This is a genomic window from Prevotella sp. tc2-28, assembly GCF_900107705.1.
Lineage (GTDB): Bacteria > Bacteroidota > Bacteroidia > Bacteroidales > Bacteroidaceae > Prevotella.
In genome coordinates this window covers 37,060-50,000 of record NZ_FNRE01000015.1, presented here as the reverse complement: position 1 = coordinate 50,000, position 12,941 = coordinate 37,060, and the positions used below count along the sequence as shown (strand labels likewise).

General features: G+C 50.5%; 8 protein-coding genes. 5 read left to right on the top strand and 3 right to left on the bottom strand.

Annotated elements, in window-relative coordinates:
* Positions 1-7: 7 nt before the first annotated feature.
* Positions 8-1,780, bottom strand: coding sequence for a signal peptide peptidase SppA (sppA, locus tag BLU47_RS12510; RefSeq protein ID WP_091963376.1), 1,773 nt, complete (start codon positions 1,778-1,780; stop codon positions 8-10).
* 192 nt (positions 1,781-1,972) lie between these two features.
* Here sppA and BLU47_RS12505 point away from each other — a divergent pair, with 192 nt between their 5' ends.
* The 3 genes from BLU47_RS12505 (at position 1,973) to BLU47_RS12495 (ending at position 7,169) form a co-directional block, all read left to right on the top strand.
* Entirely contained in the window at positions 1,973-2,245 is a 273-nt protein-coding gene (locus BLU47_RS12505) for a co-chaperone GroES (RefSeq protein WP_091963373.1), read from the top strand.
* A 58-nt stretch (positions 2,246-2,303) separates the two neighbouring features.
* Positions 2,304-3,935, top strand: a complete 1,632-nt coding sequence (gene groL, locus BLU47_RS12500; RefSeq protein ID WP_091963370.1) for a chaperonin GroEL — start codon at positions 2,304-2,306, stop codon at positions 3,933-3,935.
* 297 nt (positions 3,936-4,232) lie between these two features.
* Positions 4,233-7,169, top strand: a complete 2,937-nt coding sequence (locus BLU47_RS12495) for a DUF4450 domain-containing protein (protein ID WP_091963367.1) — start codon at positions 4,233-4,235, stop codon at positions 7,167-7,169.
* Here the strand turns inward: BLU47_RS12495 and uvrA are convergent.
* Positions 7,158-9,992: an excinuclease ABC subunit UvrA gene (uvrA, locus tag BLU47_RS12490; RefSeq protein WP_255402192.1), complete on the bottom strand. Its 2,835-nt coding sequence runs from the start codon at positions 9,990-9,992 to the stop codon at positions 7,158-7,160. The two genes, BLU47_RS12495 and uvrA, sit on opposite strands and share 12 nt — an antisense overlap.
* Positions 9,985-10,662, bottom strand: a complete 678-nt coding sequence (locus tag BLU47_RS12485; RefSeq protein ID WP_091963359.1) for a T9SS type B sorting domain-containing protein — start codon at positions 10,660-10,662, stop codon at positions 9,985-9,987. Before BLU47_RS12485 ends, uvrA begins: the two co-directional genes overlap by 8 nt.
* Positions 10,663-10,763: 101 nt before the next feature.
* On the opposite strand from BLU47_RS12485, the gene BLU47_RS12480 reads away from it, so the two are divergent.
* Together BLU47_RS12480 and BLU47_RS12475 are read left to right on the top strand one after the other, a co-directional pair.
* The gene (locus tag BLU47_RS12480) at positions 10,764-12,161 is read left to right on the top strand and encodes a PBP1 and LysM peptidoglycan-binding domain-containing protein (protein WP_091963356.1); all 1,398 of its coding nucleotides are present in this window, start codon (positions 10,764-10,766) and stop codon (positions 12,159-12,161) included.
* Between the two features lie 9 nt (positions 12,162-12,170).
* Complete coding sequence (locus tag BLU47_RS12475; RefSeq protein ID WP_369796985.1) at positions 12,171-12,935, top strand: porin family protein; 765 nt, start codon at positions 12,171-12,173, stop codon at positions 12,933-12,935.
* Positions 12,936-12,941 lie beyond the last annotated feature (6 nt).

Below are 12,941 nucleotides of genomic sequence, written 5' to 3'. Positions count from 1 at the left end.
CTTACCACTATTTCACCGTCATATAGAACGGCAGACGAGCCTGGATAGCACTCTGGCGGTTGAGGCTCTTCACCAACTTGAAGGGCTCGTAGTACTCACCCAGGGTAGCCTCCATCTGTTCGTCGAGGTAGCTCTTGTCGCCGGCTATGTCCAAGAGGGCATCCAGCCAACTGGGCTCGTTAGGATATGCTGAGGTGTGGTACTCCTTGAGCTTAGCCAGTTCTGCAGCCTTTTTCACGGCATCACCCAAAGAACCGATGGCATCGACCAACTTGATGGGAAGAGCGTCACAGCCCAGCCATACGCGTCCCTGTGCAATCTCCTCGACCTGTTCTACTTTCAGCTTGCGACCGTCTGCTACACGTTTGCGGAACAAGTTATAGCCCCGGTCGATATAGTTGCCGAGCAATGCCATTTCCTCGTCGTTGAACGGACGAGCTATGGTACCGAAGGCAGCGTGCTTGTTGGTCTTCACCTCGTCGAACTTCACGCCCAGCTTGTCTTTCAACAGACCGCTAAAGTCGGGGAACATGCCAAAGATGCCTATGGAACCTGTCAGCGTTGTCGGTTCTGTGTAGATATAGTTGGCATTACAGCTGATGTAATAGCCACCACTGGCTGCATAACCACCCATGGAGACAACTACGGGCTTCTTGGCTTTCAGCTGAGTGACAGCGTGCCATATCTGTTCAGAGGCATAGGCAGAGCCACCAGGAGAGTTGACGCGGAGCACGACTGCTTTCACGTCGTCATCTTCCATCAGCTTATGGAGGTCTTTGCATACGGTATTAGCCACGATGCTGTGTTCGTCGTCCATGGCACTGCCTGTGCCTGTGTCGACAATCTCGCCATAAGCATAGTAGACGGCAATCTGCTCGCCCTCTTTCTTCTTACCCTTGACACCAGACATCTCACTCAAGGTCAACTGGGAAATATCGTCATCAGCATCTATCTTGAGCATCTTCTTTACCTCACCCTTCACCTCGTCTGTATAGAGCAGTTTGTCGACCATCTTAGTCTGGACCAGACGCTGCTGGTCAGCAAGGGCAATGAACTGGTCAGCATAGGCGTTCAAGGAGTCAACGCTGATCTTACGACTCTTGGATACATCATTTAGCATAACCTTCCAAACACCTGACATATAGGCTGTTACCTGCTCACGGTTAGGTTCGCTCATCTGGTCTGCAGTAAGCATCTCAGGGGCACTCTTGTATTTGCCCACCTTGCAAAGCTGCACCTTCACGCCAAACTTTGCCAGGAGGTCCTTGACGAAATAGGGCGAAGAAGACAGACCGTGCCAGTCGACCATACCCTCAGGGTTGAGGAACAGCTTGTCGGCAACGCTACAGATATAATAGGTGGTCTGCGTATAGCTGTCACCATAGGCGATAATCCACTTGCCACTCTTCTTGAAGTCGAGCAAAGCCTCACGGATGGCATGTGCAGAGGCTGGTGTGTCAGCCATGAAAGCACCTGCCTCGAGATAGATACCTTTGATGTCCTCGTTGTCCTTGGCCTTCTTGATGGCTGTCAGAATGTCGTCCAGTCCCAGGTTCTTGCTGACCTGTCCTGTCAGTTCAGACAAGGGGTTGTTGGCGGCCCGCTCATCCAGTTGTCCCGAGAGCGACAAGGTAAACACGGAATTCTCATTCACTTGGGTGTTGCCGGCACTTGCGGCAGCCATGCCTACCAGGGAGATGGCTCCCAGAACACCCATGATGACCATGACGAGGACGATACCTGTCACTGTGGCCAGTACATACTTCAGAAATTGCTTCATAATTCTTTTCTGTAAATTTAATGCGTAATCTGTTGCAAAGATAGGCATTTTTTCTTATATGACCTATTTTGTCGTCTGTTTTTTTTGTTTTCTGACATAAATCTGCCAATGTGTCAGTCGACACGCTGTTGGCACGCTTTTCGCATAGTCCATGACAGAAGAATTAAAGTCTAATTTAAAAATTATAGTATTATGAACATTAAACCATTAGCAGACCGCGTGCTGGTAATGCCCGCACCGGCAGAAGAGAAAATCGGTGGTATCATCATTCCTGACACAGCCAAGGAGAAACCCTTGCACGGAACCATCAAGGCAGTAGGTCAGGGAACCAAAGACGAGGCTATGATCCTGAAGGAAGGCGATGAGGTGCTGTATGGCAAGTACAGCGGCACAGAGCTGGAGTTCGAGGGAGAGAAGTTCCTGATGATGCGTCAGAGTGACGTCTTGGCAATTATTGAGAAGTAAAAAGGCGTTATAACGGAATAACGTCATTACGTAATAACGACAAAAAATTAATAAAACTATGGCAAAAGACATTAAATTCAATATCGAAGCCCGCGACCTGCTGAAGCAGGGTGTTGATCAGTTGGCTAATGCAGTGAAGGTTACCTTAGGCCCGAAGGGTCGTAACGTTGTGATTGAGAAGAAATTCGGTGCTCCCCAGATTACCAAGGACGGTGTGACTGTAGCCAAGGAGATTGAGTTGGAAGACAAGTTCGAGAATACCGGTGCACAGCTCGTCAAGAGCGTAGCCTCCAAGACTGGTGACGATGCCGGTGATGGTACGACAACAGCTACCATCCTGACACAGGCCATTGTCACAGAAGGACTGAAGAACGTCACTGCCGGTGCCAACCCCATGGATTTGAAACGTGGTATCGACAAGGCTGTCAAGGCCGTTGTGGACTTCATCAAGGAGAACGCTGAGCAGGTAGACGACAACTATGACAAGATAGAGCAGGTTGCTACCGTATCAGCCAACAACGACGAGGAGATTGGTAAGCTGCTGGCTGACGCCATGCGTAAGGTATCAAAAGATGGTGTCATCACCATCGAGGAGAGCAAGAGCCGCGATACCCATATCGGTGTTGTAGAAGGTATGCAATTTGACCGTGGCTACCTGTCAGGCTACTTCGTAACCGACTCAGAGAAGATGGAGTGCGTGATGGAGAATCCGTATATCCTCATCTATGATAAGAAGATCTCAAACATCAAGGATTTCCTGCCTATCCTGCAGCCTGCCGCAGAGAGTGGTCGTCCTTTGTTGGTTATTGCAGAAGATGTTGATTCGGAAGCACTTACCACACTGGTTGTCAACCGCTTACGCGGCGGATTGAAGATCTGTGCAGTCAAAGCTCCTGGCTTTGGTGATCGTCGTAAGGCTATGCTCGAGGATATCGCAACCCTGACGGGTGGTGTCGTTATCAGCGAAGAGAAAGGTCTGAAATTGGAGCAGGCTACCCTGGAGATGTTGGGTACCTGTGACAAGGTGACTGTCTCAAAGGACAACACCACGATTGTCAATGGTGCTGGTGACAAGCAGGCTATCCAGGATCGTATTGCTCAGATCAAGAAAGAGATTGAACTCACCACATCTTCTTATGACAAGGAGAAGTTACAGGAGCGTCTGGCTAAGTTGGCTGGTGGCGTAGCAGTGCTTTACGTCGGTGCCAACAGCGAGGTTGAGATGAAGGAGAAGAAAGACCGCGTAGATGATGCCCTGTGTGCTACTCGTGCTGCTATCGAGGAGGGTGTTGTAGCTGGTGGTGGTACCACTTACATCCGTGCTCTTGAGGCCTTGAAGAATGTCAAGGGTGTCAATGCTGACGAGCAGACCGGTATTAATATCGTAGAGCGTGCCATCGAAGAGCCGCTTCGCCAGATTGTCCACAACGCAGGTGGCGAGGGCGCTGTCGTCGTGCAGAAGGTTCGCGAGGGCAAGGGCGACTATGGTTACAATGCGCGTACCGATGCCTATGAGGATATGCGCAAGGCTGGTATCGTAGATCCTGCCAAGGTAGCACGTGTTGCTTTGGAGAATGCTGCTTCTATTGCCGGTATGTTCCTGACCACAGAATGTCTCATCGTTGACAAACCAGAGAAGGAACCTGCCATGCCAATGGGTGGTGCCCCAGGAATGGGCGGCATGATGTAAAGTGCTGATTTTGTAAACTATATATGTCAAATTACGGGTGTCTGATAAAAAAGTCGGGCACCCGTATTGATTTAAATCAAAATCGTACTCAACTTTTTGCCCGAATGCTTGTTTCTTGATAGGAATATTCCTAACTTTGCAACGTCAAACGGAAAACCGTAGGCAATATCGTATAAGACTTCATAAGAAAAAAGATATTTTTTTGATTTGTTTTAGTAGATTAGTTTTTAAGTAGTTTGTTTTTAGAATCGATTGTCGTGATGACAGTCGATTTTTTTTTGTATCTTTGCAAGCGATATGAAAAAACTAATCGCACTTTTTGCAGTGTGTGGCGTTATACAAGCCACTGCACAGAACAAACGTATTGGAGACTATATCGAGTCGATGTCCTATAACGACGGAAAGGCAGGTAGTGCCCGTACGTTGCAATACCGTCCTGAGGGACGAGCCTTTGTCAGCGAGAATGGCAGTAACCGCTTCACACGTGCCCTCTATGGCTCGCACACAGACTGGCGGCTGGAGACCTCTGACCGTCCGGTGTTTGCCGTAGCCAAGAAGAACCATCACCGGAACATCCGACTGGTGGTCAATGGTGTGCCACTGGACGCTACGGACTTTTGTCGTGCTGCCTATGAAGACGGCATGCGTTCCTATGTGTTGCGTGACCAGCGCTGGGGTAGTGGAACGCTCTGTGTGAAGGTGGTGTCGCTGTATGACGAAGAGGGTGCCGTGTGGCAGTTGGCAACGACAGGTGTTTTCCCTGCACTTGATGTGCAGGTGAAGGTGTGTCAGATCGCACAGCCCAAACTGCAACGTAATGGTGACATCGGGGCTGACCGGCCAGGTGTCTTTGAACATGATCCACAAGAAAAAGGACTGCAGGTTAGCACGGCAGCGTATGCAGACGAACGACGCAAGGCTGCCACTATCGTGGTGATACTGGACTCCATAGCCCATGTGCCATATGCTGAGGCTGTCAGGATGTATGACAAGGCTTTCAGTCACTGGCATACGATGGCCCAGCGCATCCAGTTTGACACGCCAGACCCCTATATCAACACGTTAGGAGCCGCACTGGTGATGGCAGCAGACGGAGACTGGGACGGAGAGACGTGGTTGCATGGCTGTGTCGGGTGGCGCATGCCGCTGGCAGGTTGGCGCGCAGGTTACCTTGGTGATGTGCTGGGATGGAACGAGCGGGCTGTGAAGCATTTCAATGCCTATGCCAATAGTCAGGTGCGTGACGTCGCCCCAGTCTTTCCACATCCCACCCAAGATCCCCAACAGCAGCTGGCAAGAGCAGAGAAGAAGTGGGGAACGCAGATGTATAGCAATGGCTATATCTGTCGTAACCCGAACCGTAACAACCAGATGCACCACTATGACATGAACCTCAACTATGTCGATGAGTTGCTGTGGCATTTCCAATATGATGCAGATACCACGTATATGCGACAGATGTGGGCGGTGCTGACCAGTCATCTGGCTTGGGAGAAGCGAAACTACGATCCCGATGGAGACCACCTGTATGATGCCTACTGTTGTATCTGGGCGTCGGATGCCCTTTACTATAGTGGTGGTGCCGTCACTCATTCCTCCGCCTATAACTACCGAGGGCATCTGCTGGCTGCCCGTATTGCAGAACTCCTGGGAGAAGATGCCACCCCTTATCGCAAGGAGGCTGACGCCATTCTACAGGCGATGAATAGCAGGCTGTGGCTGGCAGACAAGGGACACTGGGCGGAATACCAGGACCTGATGGGGTTACAGCGCGTTCATGAACATGCGGCGGTGTGGAGCATCTATACCCCCATTGACTGTGGTGCCTGCACACAGGAACAGGCCTATCAGGCTACCCGATATGTCGATCGGGAGATTCCACATATTCCTGTGGAGAAGACAGGATTGAGCACGATAGCCACTAGTACATGGATGCCCTATTCGTGGAGTATCAACAATGTGGCTGCGGCAGAGGTAATGCATACCGCCCTGGCTTATTTCGAGGCAGGCCGCAGTGAGGCAGGTTTTCAATTGATGAAGGCCAACGTGCTGGATCAGATGTATTATGGACAGTCGCCGGCTAACTTTGGACAGATTAGTCATTACGATGCCGCCCGTGGTGAGTGCTACCGCGATTTTGGCGACTGCATCGGCATCTCCTCACGTACACTGTTGCAAGGTCTTTTCGGTATCGTTCCACAGGCTTTGTATGGACAATGTCTGCTGCGTCCGGGATTTCCGAAAGAGTGGGACAGTGTACATGTGAAGACGCCATATATAGAATATCGGTTTGTGCGTAAAGGAAACAAGGAACGTTATGAGATTACCCAACATTTCCGTCAGCCACTGTGCATCGTGCTGCGGCAGAACCTGGGACAAGGACGCTATCGTGACGTGACGGGTACGACAGCAACCTACCAGGTCATAGAAGTGGAACGAGCAGATTATATGGAAGATGCTGTCAGTCTAGCATACATCCCGGAAACGAAAAATACGGATACTGCAGAGCCTGTTGCAGGGATGAAATACCGTCCACAGCGCATCGAGCGTTATTTCAATGCTTCCGTAAAGGACATCTTCCAACAGGAATATCGTTCGCCTCGTCCTCCCTATACTACGTTACAGATTCCCTTGCAAGGCATAGGGGAGTGGTGCCATCCACACTATCGTCCTGATATCAATGACAGCGTGTTCCGTTCGATGATTCACCATGGACAGTTTGTGGTGGCTGGAGTTCCCTTCCGTACGCCTGTCACAGGACGTAACATCATCTATACCTCGCTATGGGACAACTATCCCGACAGTGTCACCATCCCCCTGCAAGGGCGTGGAGAAAGCCTCTGGCTGTTGATGGCAGGGTCGACGAACCATATGCAGTATGGCATAGACAATGCATTGGTGACCGTTCGCTATGTGGATGATACCACTGATACGCTGCGTCTCAGACCTCCTCACAACTGGTGTCCGATAGAGCAAGACTACTATGTCGACGGACAGGCCTTCCGCACAGCAGAGCCCCGGCCTTATCGTGTGGCCTTTGGAACGGGTACAGTCAGTCGTCAGCTTGGTGAGGAGCTGGCTATAAAAGGCGTCTATGGACGAGAGATTCCCGGTGGTGCTGCCCAGATGCTCCGTATGCCGCTGCAGCGCAACAAAAAGGTACGCAGTCTGACGTTGCGCACCCTCTCGAATGATGTGGTCATCGGACTGATGGGAGTGACCTTAGCGCGATGAGTTCTTCAGTTCAGCCTTGAGGAACTTGGGTGTGAAGCCCTTTTTCGACTTCGCCACCTCCTCTGGGGTGCCTGTTGTCAGGACAGTACCGCCATTGCGTCCACCCTCAGGACCCATATCGATGATATGGTCGGCCAGTTTGATGACATCCAGGTTATGCTCGATAATGATGACGGTATTGCCCCTGTCCACTAGGCGTTTGAGGACGTCCATCAGGATGCGGATGTCTTCAAAATGGAGTCCTGTGGTCGGTTCGTCGAGAATATAGACCGTCTTTCCAGTATCCTTCTTAGCCAGTTCTGTGGCCAGTTTGACACGTTGGCTTTCACCACCACTGAGTGTTGTAGACGACTGTCCTAGTTTGATATAGCCCAGTCCGACATCCTGGATGGTCTTTATCTTACGGAGGATGTCGGGAACATTCTCAAAGAACTCCACCGCCTGGTTGATGGTCATGTCCAGCACGTCGGCAATCGACTTGCCCTTGTAGCGTACTTCCAGCGTCTCGCGGTTATAGCGCTTGCCATGACACTCTTCACAGGGCACCTGGATGTCAGGGAGGAAGTTCATTTCGATGGTCTTATAGCCATTGCCCCCACACGTCTCACAGCGTCCCCCCTTCACATTAAAAGAGAAACGTCCCGGCTTGTAACCACGAATCTGGGCTTCAGGCAGGTTGACGAACAACGAACGGATATCACTGAAGACACCTGTATAGGTGGCAGGGTTGGAGCGTGGTGTACGGCCAATGGGAGTCTGGTCGACGTTCACCACTTTGTCGACCTGTTCCAGTCCTTCGATAGCCTCATAGGGCATGGGCTGCTGAAGGGAACGGTAGAAATGTTGCGAGAGGATGGGGTAGAGCGTTTCATTTACCAGTGTTGACTTTCCAGAGCCGGAAACTCCTGTCACTACGATGAGCTTGCCCAAGGGGAACTCCACGTCGACATTTTTCAGGTTGTTACCCCGGCATCCCCTGAGTATGAGAGAATGATCATTGCCTGGACGATGCTTCTTGGGCAGTTCTATCTTCAGTTGTCCATTGAGGTATTGGGCAGTGATGGTGTTCTGTTTCAGCATCTCGTCGACGGTGCCTTGAAAGACAACCTCGCCCCCCTTGCGACCAGCCTTGGGACCAATGTCAACGACGTAGTCAGCAGCTAGCATCATGTCACGGTCATGTTCAACGACAATGACCGTGTTGCCTAGATCGCGTAGTTCCTTTAATGACTTGATGAGGCGGTCGTTGTCACGCTGGTGCAGTCCGATGCTCGGTTCGTCAAGGATATAGAGTACGTTGACTAGCTGTGAACCAATCTGAGTGGCTAGGCGGATGCGTTGGCTCTCACCTCCCGAGAGCGATGCTGCCTGGCGGTTCAGTGCCAGATAGTCGAGGCCAACCTCCAGGAGGAAGTCCAGACGTGTCCTTATTTCTTTCAGAATCTCTGCGGCAATCTGCTGTTGCTGGTTGTCGAGATGCTTCTCCACTTCGTCAAGCCACTGACGCAGTTCGGACAAGTCCATACGTGCCAGTTCGGAGATGTTCTTGTCCCATATCCGATAACTCAGTGCCTCACGTGTAAGTCGCTGTCCATGACATTCCGGACACTCGCACTCGGCCAGGAACTGGTCAGCCCATTTCTGACCACTCGAGCTCTCGTCGTTCTCCATCACAGAGCGCAGGTATTTCACGACACCGTCGAAGTCGACGAAGTAGTCGCTCGACGTGTGTACCAGTTCTTTGGCGATGCGGACACTCTCCAGAGAGCCATAAAGAATCTCGTTGAGCGCCTCGTCAGGAATATCCTCTATCTTGGTCTTCAGGTCACAGTCGTACTTATGTAAGATGGCGTCAATCTGCCAGAAGATCATCTGGTTTTTGTATTTCCCCAGTGGTACGATGCCCCCTTCGTAGATGCTATGCTTGCGGTTGGGGATGACCTTGCCGAGATCTATCTCATTGATATATCCCAGTCCCTTGCATCGTGGACAGGCTCCTTGGGGAGAGTTGAAAGAGAACGTGTTAGGAGCAGGGTCGTTGTAGGAAATGCCTGTGGTAGGGCACATCAGTCGTTTGGAGAAGTGCTTGACCTCTCCGCTCTCATGATCGATAATCATGACCAACCCCTCACCTTGTTTCATCGCCATCTGTACGCTCTTCTTCAGACGCTCGTCGGCATTGTCCTTGACAGCCAGGCGGTCGATGATTACCTCGATGTCGTGGTTCTTGTAGCGGTCAACCTTCATGCCCTGTCTAATCTCAGAAACCTCACCGTCGATGCGTACATGGAGGTAGCCTTTGCGTCGCAGACCTTCGAAGAGTTCGCGATAGTGACCTTTACGACTGCGTATCAGTGGTGCCAGGATGAGGATCTTTCTTCCAGCATAGTGGTGGGTAATCATGTCGACGACCTTCTCCTCGGTATATTTCACCATAGGTTCGCCTGTTGCATAGCTGTATGCCTTACCGGCACGGGCAAAGAGCAGTCGCATGTAGTCGTAGACCTCCGTCGTCGTACCTACTGTGGAACGAGGGTTCTTGTTCGTGGTCTTCTGTTCGATGCTGATGACAGGTGACAGTCCTGTTATCTTGTCTACATCCGGACGTTCCATGCCTCCCAGGAAATTACGGGCATAGGCAGAGAACGTCTCGATATACCTGCGCTGTCCCTCGGCGAAGATGGTGTCAAAGGCAAGACTTGACTTACCACTTCCACTGAGCCCCGTGATGACCGTGAGTGAGTGACGTGGTATCTCCACATCAATGTTCTTCAGGTTATGCACCCGGGCTCCCCATACGTTTATCTTCTCGTCGTTACTCATTATTGCTGTTGGTCACGATGTTAAAATTACGAATCAGGTTCACGTCACGTCGGATGTTATACTCGATGCCATCAGCTCCACGAGCCTTGACATAGACAAAATAGACACCGTCCTTCACGGGATTGCCCCGGTAGGTGCCATCCCATCCCTTTGTCGGGTCAGTCCAGTCAAATAGCTTCTGGCCATGACGGTTGAAGATATAGGCATGAAACTCCACGATACTCTTCAGGCTACTCTGTTTAGGACGGTAGATGTCGTTATGTTCGTCGCCATTAGGCGAGAAGGCATTGGGCATCTCCAGACAACTCTCGCTGATGGTGACGCTGAACGATGTGGAATCAACGGCTTCGCCCTCCTGCATGACACGTAGCGTGACCAGGTTGATGCCCGCCTCTGTGAAGGTGTAGTCCAGTTCCTGGTCGTATCGGGTGACACGAGGACCTGATGACTGATGGCGGATGCGCCATTCCAGAGAAGCCCCTTCATAAAGGTCTAGGGCATTGGTGGTGAAATGAACCCTTAAGGGAGCACTGACGTCTTGAATCTCCTTTTCAGCAGTCTGTTCCGTTCCTTCCTTATCTGTATAGGTTGCCGTTACTACGATGTCAGCATAGCCCCCAAGACAAATGCTCAGGAGAGCCAAAAGACAGGTTGTTTTCTTTAAAATCATTGTTGATATGCGAATATTTTTGCAAAATTACTGAAAAAAGTAGAACTTACGCTACTTTTTTTGTAATTTTGTAGCGCAAAACGTAAAAAAAGACCTAGAAGATGAAAAGAATAACACGATATTTTGTCGCATTGGTGCTCTCGCTCTCCATGTCGGAGACCGTGTCAGCACAGGTGCAGAGCTACAAGGAACTGCATGAAGTAAAACGTAAGGAAACCATTTTCGGTATTGCCCGTGAGAACAATATCACGATAGAGGAGCTCATCAAGGCGAACCCCGAGATGAACACTCCAGGCTATGAGTTGAAAAAGGGGTCCTTCATCAGAATACCATTCCCTTCGAACAGTCAGAACAGCCAGAACAGTGCAGCTAGTTCTACGAGTCAGAACGTTGTCGCCAGTTCTGTAAGCGCTGCCAAGCCCATGGACAAGGACGATGTACGCCAACGAGCTATCCGATTGGGTGTCATGTTGCCCTTGCACGACCAGAATGGTGACGGCAAGCGCATGGTGGAGTACTATCGGGGGGTGTTGATGGCTTGTGACAGTCTGAAGACCAAAGGCATCTCCGTGGATGTCTGTGCATGGAATGTGGCAGAAGATACAGATATCAGCAAGGTGCTCAAAGACCCCAAGGCTGCTAACCGCGACCTGATTATTGGCCCACTCTATACCAAACAGGTTAAGGCATTGGGTGACTTTGCTCAGACCCATGACATTCGCGTGTTGATTCCATTCTCCACCAGTTCGCAGGAAGTCTACGATAATGGTAACCTCTTTCAGGCTTACCAGAACGGACATGTGTTGAACGAAGCCTATGTCTACCGTTTCTGTCAGCGTTTCAAGGGCTGCCACCCCGTGCTCATCGACTGCAACGACTCAACCAGTACGAAAGGCGGTTTTACGGCAGCCTTGCGTCGCAAACTGGAACAGGATGGCATCCAGTATTCCATCACAAACCTACGGTCTAGCGAGAGCATGTTCCGCAAGGCTTTCGACATGAACCAGCGTAATGTCGTGATTCTAAACACTAGCAGGTCTTCCGAATTGAATGTGGCATTTGCCAAGTTGAATGGTCTGATAACGTCCACCCCGGGCATCCTCATCACCATGTTTGGCTATACCGAGTGGCTGATGTATACCCGTATGTATCTGGACAATTTCTATAAGTTCGATGTGTACATCCCTTCAACCTATTATATGGATCCGCTGTCCGTACGCTCAGAACGTATCAAGCGCAAGTATCGCTGGAACTTCCATCAGGAAATGCAGAACTACCACCAGCGCTATGCAGTGACAGGATTTGACCATGCCTTCTTCATGCTGAAGGGTCTTCACCTCTATGGAAAGCACTTCACGGGTGCTTCCGGCATGGCAGGTTATACCCCCTTGCAGACTCCCCTTCATTTCGAGCGGATGGGCAATGGCGGACTGCAGAACAAAGCCATCCTCTTTGTTCACTATACTACTGGCAATAAGGTGGAAACCATCAATTTTTAAAGCTTGAAGATGAAACGGTATTTGATTTTATTGCTCGTAGTTCATTGCTCGTTGCTCGCCACACGTGCTCAGGTAGGAGAATATCGTAACGACTTAGCCGTTGGTGTCAGCGCAGGTTATATGCTGAGTTCGGTAGGTTTTGTGCCTGAGGTACCCCAAAAACAGTTGGGTGGAATGACAGGTGGAGTCACCTTCCGCTATACCTGTGAGAAATATTTCAAGAGCGTCTGTGCCATCGTGGCAGAGGTCAACCTGGTACAGACCGGATGGAAAGAGAATATCATGGACATGGACAACCAACCCGTCTATTATGTCAATGACAAGGAAAAGGCCAATCCCTTGTCCTATGAACGTCATATGAAATATGTTCAGGTGCCTATCATGGCGCGTCTAGGGTGGGGACGTGAGCGCAAAGGACTGCAGGGATTCATTCAGTTAGGTCCACAGATAGGCTTTTTCCTTGATGAGTCGACTACCAGTAACCTGCAGCCAGGTATAGGCAAACTGACAGAGCGCTCATCGAAGATAGAGGCACAGGACACGATGGCTGTCCAGAAGAAGTTTGACTATGGCATCGCGGTGGGTGGTGGCATTGAGTTTTCCCATCCCAAGGTAGGTCACTTCATTTTGGAAGGACGCTATTACTATGGACTGGGTGACATATATAAGAATTCTAAGTCCGACTTCTTCGGACGTAGTAATTTCGGGCAGATTGTCATCAAGGCTACCTACCTGTTTGATCTCATCAGAACTAAAAACGATAAAATTAAATAGAAAAGA

Bases quoted from the DNA above. Each gene is read 5' to 3' on its own strand.
- sppA (WP_091963376.1), bottom strand. From the start codon at position 1,780: ATGAAGCAATTTCTGAAGTATGTACTGGCCACAGTGACAGGTATCGTC.
- BLU47_RS12505 (WP_091963373.1), top strand. From the start codon at position 1,973: ATGAACATTAAACCATTAGCAGACCGCGTGCTGGTAATGCCCGCACCG.
- groL (WP_091963370.1), top strand. From the start codon at position 2,304: ATGGCAAAAGACATTAAATTCAATATCGAAGCCCGCGACCTGCTGAAG.
- BLU47_RS12495 (WP_091963367.1), top strand. From the start codon at position 4,233: ATGAAAAAACTAATCGCACTTTTTGCAGTGTGTGGCGTTATACAAGCC.
- uvrA (WP_255402192.1), bottom strand. From the start codon at position 9,992: ATGAGTAACGACGAGAAGATAAACGTATGGGGAGCCCGGGTGCATAAC.
- BLU47_RS12485 (WP_091963359.1), bottom strand. From the start codon at position 10,662: ATGATTTTAAAGAAAACAACCTGTCTTTTGGCTCTCCTGAGCATTTGT.
- BLU47_RS12480 (WP_091963356.1), top strand. From the start codon at position 10,764: ATGAAAAGAATAACACGATATTTTGTCGCATTGGTGCTCTCGCTCTCC.
- BLU47_RS12475 (WP_369796985.1), top strand. From the start codon at position 12,171: ATGAAACGGTATTTGATTTTATTGCTCGTAGTTCATTGCTCGTTGCTC.